The organism is Marinomonas vaga (genome assembly GCF_055388305.1).
The window spans coordinates 3,379,075-3,394,162 of the sequence record NZ_AP043903.1; the positions used below are offsets into that span (position 1 = coordinate 3,379,075).

Below are 15,088 nucleotides of genomic sequence, written 5' to 3' on the forward strand. Positions count from 1 at the left end.
CATGAATTGGGAAGTTGTAATCGGGTTAGAAATCCACGCCCAGCTGTCCACACAATCAAAGCTTTTCTCTGGCGCTGCCACTAGCTTTGGTGCAGAACCAAACACCAACACCACCCTTGTGGATTTAGGCATGCCAGGGGCTTTGCCTGTTTTTAACAAAGAAGCCCTTCGCATGGCGGTTATGTTTGGCCAAGCTGTGAATGCAGAGATCGGCATGACCTCTGTGTTTGCACGCAAAAACTACTTTTACCCCGACCTACCAAAAGGCTACCAAACCAGCCAGATGGACCACCCTATTGTGGGCAAAGGCCACCTAGACATTACTCTGGATGATGGCACAGTGAAACAGGTTGGTATTACCCGTGCCCACCTTGAAGAAGATGCTGGTAAATCTCTCCATGAAGATTTCCAAGGCATGACAGGCATCGACCTAAACCGCTCCAGCACACCTTTGCTTGAGATTGTCTCTGAGCCAGACATGCGCTCAGCCAAAGAAGCTGTTGCCTATGTCAAAATGATTCACTCAATCGTGACTTACCTAGGCATCTGTGATGGCAACATGGCAGAAGGCTCTATGCGTTGTGACATCAACATCTCCTTGCGCCCTAAAGGTCAAGAAGCCTTTGGCACACGTACAGAAATCAAGAACGTAAACTCTTTCCGCTTTATTGAACGCGCCATTTACACTGAGATTGAGCGTCAAGCAGACATCCTAGAAGATGGCGGCAAGATCACCCAGGAAACGCGCCTGTATGATCCAGATAAAGACGAAACCCGCAGCATGCGTTCAAAAGAAGACGCCAACGACTACCGCTACTTCCCTTGTCCTGACTTACTACCAATCGAGTTAACACAAGCCTACGTAGACGAGATCGCAGCCAACCTGCCTGAGCTGCCTACTCAAAAAGCCGAACGCTTTATGTCTGAATACAAGCTAAGCGAATACGACGCTGGTGTACTTTCAGCCACTCGCGCCATGGCAGATTATTTTGAAGAAGTGGCCAAAGTAGCAGGCAACCCTAAACTGGCAGCAAACTGGGTAATGGGTGAACTGAGTAAGTACCTGAACACAGAAGGCAAAGAAATCACCGAGTCTCCTGTCTCTGCAGAACATCTCGGCGGCCTTTTGGTCCGTATTGAAGACAACACAATCAACGGTAAAACAGCCAAGAGTGTTCTCCAGTCCATGTGGGAAGGCGAAGGCTCCGCGGATGACATCATCGAGGCGAAAGGTCTTAAGCAAGTAACCGACACAGGCGCCATCGAAAGCATGATCCAAGGGGTGTTGGATGCCAACCCAGCCCAAGTAGAACAGTTCCGAGCTTCCGATGAAGACAAACAAAAGAAAATGATTGGTTTCTTTATGGGACAAGTGATGAAAGCTTCCCAAGGTAAAGCGAACCCAGGCATGGTAACGCCAATCCTTAACAAGCTATTAAAAGGCTAGTTGCAGACCACTGTATCAGTGACAAAAAACCGAGCCATGAGCTCGGTTTTTTTATGCGCAAAGTTCTATGCAATCTTTGCCAGAATGCTTGGCTCGGTATAGGTGACTGTCAGCCGTATCCAACATCTCGCTGAGACTGGGTTTATGCGTTGTGCAGACCCCCACACTACAAGTAACATTCAGATCAAACTCTGTGAACACTCGGTTTCGCACTTCAGTCATAAAGCGCGCCATGTCCACACAAAAAGTCGTTTGGTCTCGGTTAGAAATGATCGCAAACTCTTCACCACCGTAACGCCCCACTAAATCATTACCAAAATGCTTGGTTAAAATGGAAGCAAATTGCTGCAATAACTGATCGCCCGCCTTATGACCGAGGGTATCGTTTACATTTTTGAAATTATCAATGTCCATCATAGCCACGGTCGTTTCCTGAGATTCAAAAAACATCTCTTCACCACGATCGAACAAATAACGTCGGTTATAGATATTAGTTAATGCATCCATATTGGCAGCTTGACGAATCTGCTCCAACATCTCTTGAGATTCCAGATTTTGGAAAATACGGCAAATAAATTCTTCATGATAAAAGGGCTTCTTAAGAAAATCGTTTGCCCCGCTTTTAATGAATTTGGCAGAGAGTATACCGTCGCCACTTGAAGACAATCCAATTAAAACCGTTTCTTGAAACCGGCGATCCAAGCGAAGATTCTTAACCAGTTCACAGCCGTCCATACGAGGCATCTTGTGATCAGCTATCATTAGCTTAATGTCGGATTCAGCCTCCATCACTTCAATCGCCTCAACCCCATCAACAGCCGTTAAAACTTGAAACTGAAGCTTGCGAAGCAATGAGCAGATATACGCTGAGCTGGTCACACTGTCTTCAACCACCAACACCTTAATCGCAAGGTTTTTGCGTAAGCGGTCTAACAAATTAACCACTTGATTGTATGCCAACCTAGAGTCTTTCGTGATGTAGTCGATGACACCCTTATCCAACAAATTAGTCCGTAAGGATTCATCAAAATTCCCCGTCAAGACAACCGTCGGCACCTTATGCTGCAAAGTCAGCTCAACAGCTTCACCTGAGGGAGCATCAGGTAAATTTAAATCAACGATCGCTGCAAAAAACTGCTCGTCTGTTTCAAGATGCGCCTTGGCTTCTGCGTAGTCACAGCACATGACATACTTAAAATCAGGCATCCCGCCTAGTAGCTTGCCGAGAACTTTTCTAACGACTCCGCTATCCTCAACTACTAATATGTTATACATTCTGAAGTCTCTAATGACGATTCTGAATTAAGCCTAGCAAATATTGTATATTTGCTCGCTAATATGTGTGTAACAGAAGCGTGTCAATTTGTAATAGTGAGCCATGAACTGTAGACCTCAATGCGGCGCTTGCTGCATCGCACCCTCTATCACAAGTCCTATTCCAGGTATGCCCCATGGCAAACCTGCAGGCACCCCTTGCATTCAACTGGATGACGAGTATCGCTGCAAGATTTTTGGACAACCAGAACGCCCAGAAGTCTGTGCGAAATTCGCTGCAGAAGCTTATGTTTGTGGCGAAAATAGAGAACAAGCACTAATGATTATTAGTGACATGGAAGACACCACGACCCCAATGCTTTCTAAGGAGCTTTGATGACTATAAGAGCTAAGGAACTTGGCGCCGCCATTTTAATGAGCGCCGTACTTGCAGGCTGTTCTTCGAGCGGCTCCAGATCAGGCGGCGAAGCCCCTTCATTTGTTATGACGCCTCCCTCTGAATCACAGATTGAGAGCAGCGTCCGTCAGCAAGTCTCACTTATGCTTGAAGCCTTTACCCCCATTGCTGGGCAAGCATTACCTAACCGCAGCGTACTAGAAGCCTACGATTTTCGAGATTTCGAACCTATTTGGATCAAAGGCACAAGCCTAGACATGTCTATTTACAAACTAGTAGACACCCTAGAAACAGCCCAAAGCCATGGTCTTAATGCCGTTCATTACCACATTGACACCATTAAAGAATACTTAGACCTACCAACCCCCTCTGCGCAACAGTTAGCCGAATTAGATGTCATCGCAACGGTCGCCATGTCCAGCTTCGCTCATGATTTGTCTAACGGTCGTTACGAGCCACAGCTGATCGACCCTAACTGGCAATTGGATGCTCCCAATAAAGACTGGAAGAACCTCCTATTCTTGGACAATCCAAGTGACATGGTGAACTACCTACCCATGCTCGCTCCCCGCCAGCCTGAATACCAAGTACTGCAACGCTGGTTAGTTTACTACCAAGAGCTTGCACAGAAAGAAGGTGATATTCGCGTGGAGGCAGGCGTGCCACTCACCATGAGTGACGAAGGCCCTAGGGTTGCCCAATTACGCGCCCGCCTTGTGCAACTTGGAGACATTCGCTTTTCAACCCGCAAGGTAAATGAAGATTACTTTGATTCGGATTTAAGATCCGCTTTGATGCAGTTCCAAAAACGTCATCACCTTACGGCCGATGGTGCAGCAGGGTCGCAGACCATTCAGATGCTTAATGTGCCTTTAAGTGAACGCGCCAAACAAATCTCCTACAATTTAGAACGCTGGCGCTGGCTTCCATCGCAAATGGAAGACGACCGTATCTGGGTCGATTTAACGGATTACACCGCGCATATTTATCTCAACGGCCAAAGCGAAAGCATGAAGGTCGTCATTGGTAAGCCAGAACGCAAGACCAATGTGTTTTACGGCAAAATGTCTTACATGGTGGCCAATCCTACTTGGCGTGTCCCCCACAGAATCGCTCAAGAAAACCTATTACCGAAGCTACAACGTGACCCGAACTATCTAGGCAAGCACGGTTTCCGAGTGTTCTCTAGCTGGAGCATTGGTGCAAAAGAGCTGGACCCGACCACTATCGATTGGCAATCCATTGACCCAATGAAACTTAAATATCGCTTTGAACAAGCCCCAGATGATGGCAACGCTCTCGGTGCTTACAAGTTCATGTTCCCGAACAAGTTTGATATTTACTTGCACGACACCCCAGCGAAACACTTGTTCAGAGAAACAGACCGCGCATTCAGCTCCGGCTGCATCCGCCTAGAGAAACCTGCTCATTTCGCCAACTTATTGGCAGGCAACAGCAAAAAACAAGTGGATTCACTCAATAAAGCCCGTCAAACCAAAGAGACCACTGTTATTTCTCTGGAAAGCGAAATTCCTGTTTACTTGGTCTACTTCACAGTCGTACCAAATGCTAACGGCATGCCGGAGTTCCGTTACGATGTATATGACCGAGACCCATTAATGGAAGAAGCCATGGGCTATATGCCATTCCATCCTTCTGAGAGCCTTTAACTTAATTCTTAAACAAAAAAGGGGCGCATTTAGCGCCCCTTTTTATTGAATAAACTTTAGCGAATCATAATACAAACAGTCACTTCTTCCCGGTCATGATACAGGTGCTTATACTGCATATCGTAGCGCAAACCCTTTTGCGACAACTGCCCAGCAATCAACTGCAGACACTGATCTACTTCTTGGTAGCGTTTCTTCATTGGTAGTTTCAAATTGAAAATTGCTCGCTGGGTCCAGCCTTCACTGAGCCATTTTGCCATCAACTCTGCCACCAAGATGGGACGCTCCACCATATCACAGACCAACCAATCCACTTTGACAGGGGGCTTAAACTTAAAACCATCTTCCGTCATGTGAGACACCAACCCAGTATTCATAAGCTCCTTCTGCATGGGGCCATTATCCACTGCGTAAGTATGAATACCTCGAACAACAAACTGGTAGGTCCAACCACCCGGTGCCGCACCAAGATCCACCGCATGCATCCCTTCATGCAAGTCTCTTTCTCGGGTTTTCTGAGGCACAAATTGCAACAGAGCTTCTTCTAATTTTAGAGTTGAGCGACTGGGTCCTTTCGCAGGAAAGCGCAAGCGACGAATTCCAAGAGGAAATTCAGAGCGGCAAGAGGCATAACTCACACCTAAATAAGCCTGGTCACCCTCCATAAAAAACACATGGTGACGCACACCTACCGCCTTTTTACGGATTAAGCCAGATTTTTTCCAGCCTTCCCTAAGGGGCTTCTCAATCTTTTTAATCAGACCTGCCAGTGCTTTGGCTTCATTAGTGTCTGCAGTCTCTAACCAAATATCTTCTGCCAAAGGCAACGACCGAGCCGCCTCCAACAAAGCCTGCACTCGACCACCCTTTTCGAAATCAATCACATCATTTACTGCAATAATCTGACGTGCAAAGATAAGATGATTAAATGACAAGGACTGAATCAGTTTCTCACCACCGTCCTCATCATTAGTGTGGTAAACAACAAAACCCTGCTGATCAGAAGGTTTTCCATAGCCATAAAACCCCAGCTCTGCTGCTTTATCCGTGATCTCTGCCAAAGCATCGCGTTCAAATCCAGCTCGACAATAGATGAGCACATTTTTCATATTAAATAGACTTTTTTGGAATCGTGAATTTTGGCCAAATCTCTTGGCCCATTAAAAATAAATCTTGGTACTGGGTTTTAGATGACTCAGTAAAAAACTCTCCAGTGTCCGGCCATGAGACAAACTCAAAAGCTTCTCCGCGCCATTCGAAAGCAATTTTCACCGCATGCAAATAACCACGATCCGCGGCAACCCCTCCGTATCGCTCATCCCCTAGAATGGGAGACCCAATACTTTTTAGGGCGACACGAATTTGATGGGTTTTACCGGTTAACGGACGTAACCAAAAATAACGCTTCCCAGACTCGGCAAAACTAAAGAACTGGGTGGCTGCAAAATTATCGAGTTGTTTTGTTAAACGCCATTGGCCACGTCGGCTAGGTATCATCCCTCCAGCCACTGTCCCCTGTTTTTTATTAGGTTTTGCTGCAGAGACAGCAAGATAGCGCTTCTCAAATTTATGCTGCTCAAACAACACCCCAAACTCAGCCGCCGCCTGCTTATTGGTCGCAAACACCAAAATACCGGACGTCAGCTTATCGAGGCGATGGAGTGGATAGAAAACTTGCTCGGGAAACTGGGCACTCAAGCGCGCAAAGAATCCTTCTCCGTCTTCCGAATGAAAGCTCTCGCCACTGGGTTTGACCACTATCCAAAAGTCTGGATGTTGGAAAATTAGTTTTATGGGATTCATGGTCACATCAAGAATGAACTAGGGCCACTGTTTTGTGCCCATTTTGGCCTCCATTATAAAGGGACTTATCCCGCTGCGCTAATATCTCATTGCATTCAACTAAATGGACCCAATACGCCCAAAATTGAACCGATCGGTCAAACTTTAGCACCAAACTCGGGCAAAATACCCCCAACTTTCCCACTTATGCTAAAAAACTCTTAATATTTTTTGGTTTAAAAAGCTGACCGTGCAGACAAACAATGCGAAATTTCGTATTCTTCGCGCCCATTAGCCAAATACGCGCTCTCATGCCACATATGGCACGATTATTGTAAATAACATGGAATGTTTAAACACAAGCGCGAACGTTAAGCCAAAATAATAAGGCATAAGAAGCGGCTATCAGATTAAGCGTGACACACTGTGATGCTGCATCTTGAAAGCGAACTGCCTTAGACGCATTAGCGAAAAGATCCAACAAATGTTGGTCGGTTTTTTTGAGTATATATTCGCATTTAAACCCACTCAATTTAGAGAATTAACGGTGTCGGAAACATTGAAAAAACAGAACTCTCACCCTAGGTTGGAGTTACTGAATATCACTAAACAGTACCCCGGATGTCTTGCAAATGATCAAATTTGCATGACCCTCATGCCCGGCGAAATACATGCTCTACTAGGAGAGAATGGTGCAGGTAAAAGCACCCTAGTTAAAACCATATACGGAGTCGTATCCCCTGACGCAGGCCAGATCATTTGGGATGGCTACGAAGTTGATATTAAAAACCCGTCAAAAGCACGGGATTTAGGTATCGGCATGGTGTTTCAACACTTTTCCCTGTTTGAAACCTTAACAGTCGCACAAAACATCGAGCTCTGTTTAAGCAAACCACAACTTGAAGCCATTGGTGATTTAGCAGGTAGAATCCGCGAGCTTTCCCAATCTTATGGTCTCAATGTTGACCCTGATCGCTACGTTCACTCCCTATCCATCGGTGAACGCCAGCGTGTTGAGATCATGCGTTGCCTTGTGCAGTCAGTAAAACTACTGATTCTAGACGAACCCACGTCAGTACTGACGCCACAGGAAGTGGCGGGCTTATTTGACATCTTGCGCCAGCTATCAGCTGAAGGCTGTAGCATCATGTTTATTTCTCATAAACTCCACGAAGTAACGGAGCTTTGCCATACAGCAACCATTCTTCGAGGAGGCAAGCTTGTAGGGGCGTGCTCCCCCGCCGAAGAAACCCCTGCCACGATTGCTAAAATGATGGTGGGAGATCTTGCTGAACAAGATGCTGGCTATGCTAAAGCCTACGGAAGTGAAGTGGCATTCTCTGCCAAGCAGCTTAACCTTAGCGCCAAACACCCCTTTGGTACCTCACTCAAAAATGTCAGCTTTGACCTTATTAAAGGTGAAATCTTAGGCATCGCAGGGGTCGCAGGTAATGGCCAAGAAGAGTTGATGTCAATCATCAGTGGTGAAGACAATCGCCCTCAAGCTGATGTGCTGTTTATTGATCATCAAGACATTGGCAAATTAAGCGCTGGTGCACGCCGCAAGCGCGGCTTGGCTTATGTTCCAGAAGAACGCCTCGGACGCGGTGCTGTACCCGATATGAGTTTGAGCGAAAACACTCTGCTTACCCATAGCGCAGGCTTTGTTTCATCTGGTCTGGTGAACTGGGGTGCCGTGAAAACCTACGCTAAGAAGCTTATCGGTCAATACAGTGTTAAATGTCATGGAGAGTTCTCTGACGCGAAAAGCTTAAGTGGCGGTAATTTACAAAAATTTATCATGGGTCGAGAAATTGGCCAAAACCCTAAAGTGCTGATTTGTGCCCACCCTACTTGGGGCGTGGACGTTGGTGCTGCCTTGGCTATCCACCAAGCGCTGTTAGAACTTAGGGATCAAGGGGCCTCCATTTTGCTGATTTCTGAAGACATCGACGAACTCTTCTTACTCGCCGACCGAATGGCCGCCGTGTGTAATGGTCACCTCTCTCCGGTTGTCCGCACAGAAGACACTAACATTGACCAGATCGGTCAATGGATGGCTGGCACCTTCATCGATACTAAACAGACTTCTCAGGAGGCTAACGCATGATCCGCGTTCAGGCTCGTACCGAGCAAAGCACCTTAATGACATTTGCGTCTCCGATTCTAGCCATCGTGCTGACGTTAATATTCGGCTCTATCTTATTTACCGCCTTAGATAAGGATCCACTGCAAGCGCTCCACGTGTTGTTGATCATGCCTCTTTCAGATGCTTATAACATCAGTGAAATGTTTGTAAAAATGGGACCTCTACTGCTGTGTGCTGTGGGCTTGTCCCTTTGCTATCGGGCAAACATGTGGAACATAGGTGCCGAAGGTCAATTGTTGGCTGGTGCCCTGGGCGGCAGTGCCGTTGCACTGCTATTCGTTGATTCAGACTCAGCTATGGCAATGCCATTAACGCTTATTGCGGGTATCGCTTCAGGTATGGTTTGGGCGGCGATTCCAACTTTTTTGAAGATCAATTTCAACTCTAATTTGATCCTCACCACCATCATGTTGAATTACATCGCTTTGTATCTATTGATTTGGGCGGTGCATGGACCATTACGAGACCCTGACGGCTTTGGATTCCCTGAATCCGCTCTGTTCTCTGATGCCACCTTGCTGCCTGTATTAACTGATCAAGGGCGTGTTCACCTTGGGGTGGTGTTTGCCATTATTGCGGCGTTCGTTGCATGGTTCATCCTTGCCAAGACACATCTTGGCTTCAAGATCCGTGTTTATGGTTCTGATGCCCCTGCGGCGATTTATGCAGGCTTTAGTACGAAAGCGATTAGCTGGTTTGTGATGTTATTTGCAGGCGGGCTAGCGGGCCTTGCAGGCGTAGCGGAAGTAGCCGGCCCGATCGGCCAACTAACGCCTGTCGTGTCTCCTGGCTACGGTTATGCGGCCATCATTGTGGCTTATCTGGGTCGACTTCACCCAGCAGGGGCCATTGTAGCGTCTATTTTCTTGGCCATTTTATACATGGGCGGTGATTTGGCTCAGATTGAAATGGGCATCCCAATCGCTGTGGTAGGTATGTTCCAAGGTGTATTGCTGTTTTTCTTATTGGCGTGTGACTTCTTCATCCGTTACCGCCTTGTATCTACTCGCGATAGCGTCGCATAGGAGATAAGCATGGATATTGATTTAATTACTCAGGTTCTCTTTGCTGCGATCAAAACCGGTACGCCGCTTTTATTTGTTGCCCTTGGTGAAGTGATTTGTGAAAAAACTGGCGTCCTCAACCTTGGTCAAGAAGGTATGATGCTAATGGGTGCCGTGGTTGGTTTTATGGCCGCCTATGGCACCGGCAACGCTGGCTTCGGGATTCTTGGCGCAATGATGATGGGAGCCCTCATGAGCCTCATCTTTGGCTTCCTAGTATTGCACTTAGGGGCAAACCAAGTAGCAACAGGTTTAGCATTGACTATCTTTGGTACAGGATTGAGTGCCTTTATTGGTTCAGGCGTTGTCGGCCAGACCATTCCTGGTTTCCAACCAATGCTGATCCCTGGCTTGTCTGACATCCCTGTTATTGGCAAAGTATTATTCAGCCATGATCCATTAGTGTATCTCGCCATTATTATGGCGTTTGTGGTGAGTTATGTGGCAAACAAGACGCGACTAGGCTTAACCATTAAAGCGGTGGGAGAAAATCCAAATGCCGCCAATGCTATCGGCATTAAGGTTTTGCGAGTACGCTATTTAGCTGTCATGTTTGGCGGTGCTATGGCCGGTCTTGGGGGCGCTTACATGTCTCTAGTGTATACACCTATGTGGGTAGAAAACATGACCGCTGGCCGCGGCTGGATCGCCTTAGCCCTAGTGGTATTCGCCTCTTGGCGCGTTGGCAATATTGTATTGGGCGCTTACCTATTCGGTTTGGCCAGCATTATGCATTTGGTACTTCAAGGCATGGGCTGGTCGATTTCTCCAAACTTACTGGCAATGCTGCCTTACGTAGCAACCATTGTTGTGATGGTGATTATCAGTGCCGATCAGTTTAAAGAGAAGCTGTTGGCCCCTCGTTCTTTGGGTAAACCATTTGACCCACGTCAGATGGCATAAAACGTGTTAAAAGATAGTTTGATCTATGTAAATCGCCTTCGGGCACAAAAGGAGCTAAAAATGAAACTAAAGAGTTTACTCGTAGGCCTTGGCCTATTAGCGGGTGTCGGTGCAGCGCAAGCTGAAGACCCATTCAAAGTTGGATTTGTCTATGTAGGTCCTGTAGGTGACTTAGGCTGGAGTTACGAGCACGACCGTGGCCGTAAAGAGCTGGAAGAGCACTTCGGCGGAAAAGTGGAAACCACTTACGTTGAAAACGTGCCTGAAGGTGCCGATGCTGAGCGTGTTATCACTCAACTTGCAAAAGCCGGCAACGACCTAATTTTCACCACATCTTTTGGTTTCATGAACCCTACTTTGAAAGTAGCGAAACGTTTCCCGAAAGTGACTTTTGAACACGCAACAGGTTACAAGCGTGCCAAGAACCTTGGTACATATGTATTACGTACCTACGAGGGTCGTTACATCTCTGGTGTTGCGGCAGGTATGCTGACTAAATCTGATACCATCGGCTACATCGGCTCTTTCCCGATCCCTGAAGTTATCCGTGATATCGACGCTGCCTACATGGGTGCGAAAAGCGTCAACCCTAATGTTAAAATGAAAATCGTATGGGTGAACTCTTGGTACGATCCAGGTAAAGAAACCGATGCAGCAAACGCGTTGATGGACCAAGGTGTTGACGTACTACTACAACACACTGATAGCCCTGCGCCACTTATCGCAGCCGAAAAACGTGGTATGCGCGCCATTGGCCAAGCGTCTGACCAAAGCAGCTTTGCACCCAACGCACACGTATTCTCTGTACGTGATGACTGGGCTCCTTACTACATCAGCGTAGTGGAAGCTGTTATGAACGGCACTTACGAGCCTTCTGACTTCTGGGGTGGTTTCCAAGAAGACATGCTGTCTCTAGCGTCTATCAACGACAACCTACCAGCAGATGTGCGCAGTAAAATTGATGAAACGTATGCCATGATCGATTCAGGTGAGTTCCATCCATTTACTGGCCCAATCACTGACAACAAAGGTAATGTTGTTGTCCCTGAAGGGCACACTTTAACTGACCAAGAACTTGCTCAAGTTAACTGGTATGTTGAAGGCATCACTGACGAGATTCCACGTTAATAGTAAACCCTATTAACCATTGTCTCTTTTGAAAAAGGGTGAAACCTAATGGTTTTGCCCTTTTTTATTACGTAAACATCCCCGCATTACAAAAAACCTTATGTTATGATTTGAGCAAATTCACTCATCAGCAGTAAAAGGTATTATGTCGAGCCTAAACACTGAATTTTTTCGCCAGACCAGCCAAGTTCGTTTTGAGCTATTTGTTAACCATATCAAACGCGAACAAGCTTGCTTTGTGCTTGCCGACCCAGAGGGTTGCTTGATACTAGAAGTTGCTCAGGAACAAGTATTGCCGATTTGGCCCACTGCAGAGATGGCCAATGAATGGGCCAGCAAAGAGCACGAAGGCTTTAGCGCCATGGAAATTTCAGCTGCAGATCTGACTGAAAAATGGCTACCAGGGATGACTAATGATGGCTTTAGTGTGGGAGTCGCCCCTAATATGGCTGGCGAAGGCATAGTACTTCAGGCCGCCGAGCTTCTTAACGACTTGCAGCGTTAACTTTTCAGGAGATCCCATCATGGCATCACGATTACTTCGTTCCACGACGATTACCCTATTAGGATTAGCCATCGCAGCTTGTAGCTCTTCACCGACTGGACGCAATCAATTGGTTCTTGTCCCAGACGATCAACTAAACGAGATGGGCGTTCAATCCTTCGAACAGATGAAGTCTGAAATCCCAAAGTCAGACAATCTGAAGCAGACTCAAAATGTCCAATGTGTTGCGGACCATATCATCTCAGTGCTGCCTGAGAAGTATCAAAAACAAGCTTGGGAAGTGGTTTTGTTTGACGATGAACAAATCAACGCCTTTGCCCTACCCGGTAATAAAATCGGTGTTTACACTGGACTACTAACCGTTGCGACCAACCAAGCACAATTGGCGGCTGTTATGGGGCACGAAGTTGGTCATGTCTTAGCACGTCATGGGAATGAGCGCGTGTCTACACAGCTTGCCACCAGCCAGGCACTTGCACTAGGGTATGAACTCTCTGGTGAAGACTCCGCTGTCAAAAGCGCCGTATTCCAAGGTCTTGGTGTGGGAGCTCAATATGGCATCATACTGCCATTTAGCCGTGCCCATGAAACCGAGGCAGACCTGATCGGCCTAGACCTGATGGCAAAAGCTGGCTTTGACCCTGAAGAAAGCGCCGAGCTTTGGCGTAAAATGGGAGGCGGTGGTGCCAGTACACCTGAATGGATGTCCACTCACCCATCCAACAATACCCGCATTCAGTCGTTAGAAAGCGCAATGGCTGAGCCCAACAAGATTTACGCTTCGCTACAGGCGAAGAACCAAACAGCGAACTGCTATTAATAAAAAGCTCCTAGCATCCCTTTGCTAGGAGCTTTTTAAATTTTGCTCTATTCATAAACCTCACCCCATTAAGAGACATAACGCTCATTACCACCATCAACAACATGGTGCCTTTAGCGGTTGTCACAGCTTGATATGCAACCCGCTCATACGCTCATCCTGAAACTTTTTATTACGCGTCATCGTGTGTAAAGATATGATCAAGACCCGCACACAATACAGGTCACTTAGCGCTAATTTATCCTGTATATTAGAGTTGATAATGTCAGTATAAGGAGCACCTTGTGTCTCAAGCCATTCCACTCGATGAACTGCACACCCAAATCCCGCTCTCTGAGTTGATACTGTCATTAACGACAGCCTTGGATATGACGGAAGGGCAACCCCCAGAGCATTGCATACGCTCATGTTGGATTGGCATGCACATTGGCAAGAAGCTCCAATTAGCTCCAGACGTTCTTCACGATTTATTTTATTCCTTGCTCTTAAAAGATGCTGGATGCAGCAGCAACGCCGCTCGAATTTGTCAGCTATATCTCACTGATGATCGCGAGTTTAAACGCAACTATAAAACCGTGGGTACTAGCCTGTCATCGGTGCTGAATTTTGTCATTAAAAACGCAGGCCAAGGGGAAAGCTGGCTCACGCGTATTTCAACCACCATAGACATTCTTAAAAATGGCAAAGATTACTCCCAAGAACTCATTCAAACACGCTGCACTCGCGGAGCGGATGTGGCCAGAGAACTGCGCTTTAATGAATCTGTCGCCCTTGGCATTGCCAGCTTAGATGAGCATTGGGATGGATCCGGTCGCCCCAATCAACTGACCAAGACTGACATTCCGTTGTTTTCGCGTATTGCTTTACTGTCTCAAGTTGCCGACGTGTTCCAATTTGAAGGCTCCATTGAGCAAGCCTTAGACGAGGTGAGCGAACGCAGTGGCGTCTGGTTTGATCCAGAATTGGTTGGTCTTTTCAAAGAACTGGTGCAAGACCCACAATTTATCGCTGGTCTCACTGCTGCAGACGTAAAAACTAAAGTGATGAATCTCGCCCCCGCACAGGCCAGTATTATGCTGGATGATGACTATTTTGACTGCATCGTGTCTGCCTTTGGCAAAATAGTCGATGCTAAAAGCCCTTATACCTCAGGCCACAGTCAACGAGTAGGTGTTTATGCAGAACTGATTGCTCAAGAGCTCCAACTAAACGCGGACGAAAGAAAGTGGGTAAAACGTGCCGCCCTGCTCCATGATCTAGGTAAGCTAGGTGTTAGCAACTCAATACTCGATAAGCCCGGTAAACTAGATGAAGATGAGTGGCTGGCCGTACAAAAGCATGCCCATTTCACTGAGGTGATTTTAAACGAAATTACCCCACTAAAACCCCTAGCCGCGGTCTCCGCTGCCCACCACGAAAAGCTCGATGGAACAGGCTACCCGAAGGGGCTTCAGTCAGACGAGATCCCTCTGATCACCCGCATTATCACTACAGCTGATATCTTCGACGCCATCTCCGCAGAGCGCCCTTACAGAGCGGCTATGCCCGTTTCTAAAGTGCTGTCTATCATGCGTGAGAACTTAGATAGCGCTATTGATCGCCGCTGCTTTGAAGCCCTTGAACGGGCACTGGATCAAATCCCTAAAAGCTGGTTTGTGACAGAAGATGGCGCAGAACAACACTAAGCGGAAGACCTTGCAATAAAGAACAGCAAGACCAAAATAAAAAAGGAAAGCAGCGAGACTAACGCCTCGCATACTTTCCTCAAAGGGTGATCATTGAATCGTTTCAATGGGAAAAACTAGCCGAAGCCATTGTTCATTCCCTAAAGTTGCTGACAGTCCCCCATTTTAGAAAGCCAGCCCCTTAAATGAATCAATCATTAAGATAATCACCATTCCATAGAAGACTTCGATAAGCACATTGGGCCACAGCCCAGAACTCGATG

General features: G+C 46.9%; 13 protein-coding genes. 10 read left to right on the forward strand and 3 right to left on the reverse strand.

The window, feature by feature from the left end:
• Position 1 precedes the first annotated feature (1 nt).
• A complete protein-coding gene (gene gatB, locus ACZ5DR_RS15970; RefSeq protein WP_377367636.1) occupies positions 2-1,447 on the forward strand; it encodes an Asp-tRNA(Asn)/Glu-tRNA(Gln) amidotransferase subunit GatB in 1,446 nt (481 codons plus the stop codon).
• A gap of 51 nt (positions 1,448-1,498) precedes the next feature.
• On the opposite strand, the gene ACZ5DR_RS15975 is transcribed toward gatB, so the two are convergent.
• Entirely contained in the window at positions 1,499-2,722 is a 1,224-nt protein-coding gene (locus tag ACZ5DR_RS15975; protein ID WP_377367634.1) for a GGDEF domain-containing response regulator, read from the reverse strand.
• 103 nt (positions 2,723-2,825) lie between these two features.
• Here ACZ5DR_RS15975 and ACZ5DR_RS15980 point away from each other — a divergent pair, with 103 nt between their 5' ends.
• Entirely contained in the window at positions 2,826-3,098 is a 273-nt protein-coding gene (locus tag ACZ5DR_RS15980; RefSeq protein WP_377367632.1) for a YkgJ family cysteine cluster protein, read from the forward strand.
• The gene (locus ACZ5DR_RS15985; protein ID WP_377367630.1) at positions 3,098-4,789 is read left to right on the forward strand and encodes a L,D-transpeptidase family protein; all 1,692 of its coding nucleotides are present in this window, start codon (positions 3,098-3,100) and stop codon (positions 4,787-4,789) included. The genes ACZ5DR_RS15980 and ACZ5DR_RS15985 overlap by 1 nt, the downstream gene beginning before the upstream one ends.
• A 56-nt stretch (positions 4,790-4,845) precedes the next feature.
• Here ACZ5DR_RS15985 and rlmM read toward each other — a convergent pair whose 3' ends face one another.
• Together rlmM and ACZ5DR_RS15995 are read right to left on the reverse strand one after the other, a co-directional pair.
• Positions 4,846-5,898, reverse strand: coding sequence for a 23S rRNA (cytidine(2498)-2'-O)-methyltransferase RlmM (rlmM, locus tag ACZ5DR_RS15990; RefSeq protein WP_377367628.1), 1,053 nt, complete (start codon positions 5,896-5,898; stop codon positions 4,846-4,848).
• A gap of 1 nt (position 5,899) precedes the next feature.
• Complete coding sequence (locus ACZ5DR_RS15995) at positions 5,900-6,592, reverse strand: pseudouridine synthase (protein ID WP_377367626.1); 693 nt, start codon at positions 6,590-6,592, stop codon at positions 5,900-5,902.
• A 625-nt stretch (positions 6,593-7,217) separates the two neighbouring features.
• On the opposite strand from ACZ5DR_RS15995, the gene ACZ5DR_RS16000 reads away from it, so the two are divergent.
• From ACZ5DR_RS16000 to ACZ5DR_RS16030, 7 genes are all read left to right on the forward strand, one after another.
• Complete coding sequence (locus ACZ5DR_RS16000; RefSeq protein ID WP_377367624.1) at positions 7,218-8,681, forward strand: ABC transporter ATP-binding protein; 1,464 nt, start codon at positions 7,218-7,220, stop codon at positions 8,679-8,681.
• Positions 8,678-9,745 carry an ABC transporter permease gene (locus tag ACZ5DR_RS16005; RefSeq protein WP_377367622.1) on the forward strand — a complete coding sequence of 356 codons (1,068 nt, stop codon included), beginning with the start codon at positions 8,678-8,680 and terminating at the stop codon, positions 9,743-9,745. Before ACZ5DR_RS16000 ends, ACZ5DR_RS16005 begins: the two co-directional genes overlap by 4 nt.
• A 9-nt stretch (positions 9,746-9,754) precedes the next feature.
• A complete protein-coding gene (locus ACZ5DR_RS16010; protein ID WP_377367621.1) occupies positions 9,755-10,687 on the forward strand; it encodes an ABC transporter permease in 933 nt (310 codons plus the stop codon).
• A 60-nt stretch (positions 10,688-10,747) separates the two neighbouring features.
• A complete protein-coding gene (locus ACZ5DR_RS16015) occupies positions 10,748-11,815 on the forward strand; it encodes a BMP family ABC transporter substrate-binding protein (protein WP_377367619.1) in 1,068 nt (355 codons plus the stop codon).
• Positions 11,816-11,960: 145 nt separating this feature from the next.
• Entirely contained in the window at positions 11,961-12,320 is a 360-nt protein-coding gene (locus ACZ5DR_RS16020; RefSeq protein ID WP_377367617.1) for a DUF2750 domain-containing protein, read from the forward strand.
• Between the two features lie 19 nt (positions 12,321-12,339).
• The gene (locus tag ACZ5DR_RS16025; RefSeq protein ID WP_377367616.1) at positions 12,340-13,140 is read left to right on the forward strand and encodes a M48 family metallopeptidase; all 801 of its coding nucleotides are present in this window, start codon (positions 12,340-12,342) and stop codon (positions 13,138-13,140) included.
• Positions 13,141-13,424: 284 nt separating this feature from the next.
• Entirely contained in the window at positions 13,425-14,825 is a 1,401-nt protein-coding gene (locus ACZ5DR_RS16030) for an HD-GYP domain-containing protein (protein ID WP_377367614.1), read from the forward strand.
• The last annotated feature ends 263 nt before the right edge of the window (positions 14,826-15,088 follow it).

Bases quoted from the DNA above. Each gene is read 5' to 3' on its own strand.
- ACZ5DR_RS16020 (WP_377367617.1), top strand. From the start codon at position 11,961: ATGTCGAGCCTAAACACTGAATTTTTTCGCCAGACCAGCCAAGTTCGT.
- ACZ5DR_RS15985 (WP_377367630.1), top strand. From the start codon at position 3,098: ATGACTATAAGAGCTAAGGAACTTGGCGCCGCCATTTTAATGAGCGCC.
- rlmM (WP_377367628.1), bottom strand. From the start codon at position 5,898: ATGAAAAATGTGCTCATCTATTGTCGAGCTGGATTTGAACGCGATGCT.
- ACZ5DR_RS16015 (WP_377367619.1), top strand. From the start codon at position 10,748: ATGAAACTAAAGAGTTTACTCGTAGGCCTTGGCCTATTAGCGGGTGTC.
- ACZ5DR_RS16005 (WP_377367622.1), top strand. From the start codon at position 8,678: ATGATCCGCGTTCAGGCTCGTACCGAGCAAAGCACCTTAATGACATTT.
- ACZ5DR_RS16010 (WP_377367621.1), top strand. From the start codon at position 9,755: ATGGATATTGATTTAATTACTCAGGTTCTCTTTGCTGCGATCAAAACC.
- ACZ5DR_RS16025 (WP_377367616.1), top strand. From the start codon at position 12,340: ATGGCATCACGATTACTTCGTTCCACGACGATTACCCTATTAGGATTA.
- ACZ5DR_RS15975 (WP_377367634.1), bottom strand. From the start codon at position 2,722: ATGTATAACATATTAGTAGTTGAGGATAGCGGAGTCGTTAGAAAAGTT.
- ACZ5DR_RS15995 (WP_377367626.1), bottom strand. From the start codon at position 6,592: ATGAATCCCATAAAACTAATTTTCCAACATCCAGACTTTTGGATAGTG.
- ACZ5DR_RS16000 (WP_377367624.1), top strand. From the start codon at position 7,218: ATGACCCTCATGCCCGGCGAAATACATGCTCTACTAGGAGAGAATGGT.
- gatB (WP_377367636.1), top strand. From the start codon at position 2: ATGAATTGGGAAGTTGTAATCGGGTTAGAAATCCACGCCCAGCTGTCC.
- ACZ5DR_RS15980 (WP_377367632.1), top strand. From the start codon at position 2,826: ATGAACTGTAGACCTCAATGCGGCGCTTGCTGCATCGCACCCTCTATC.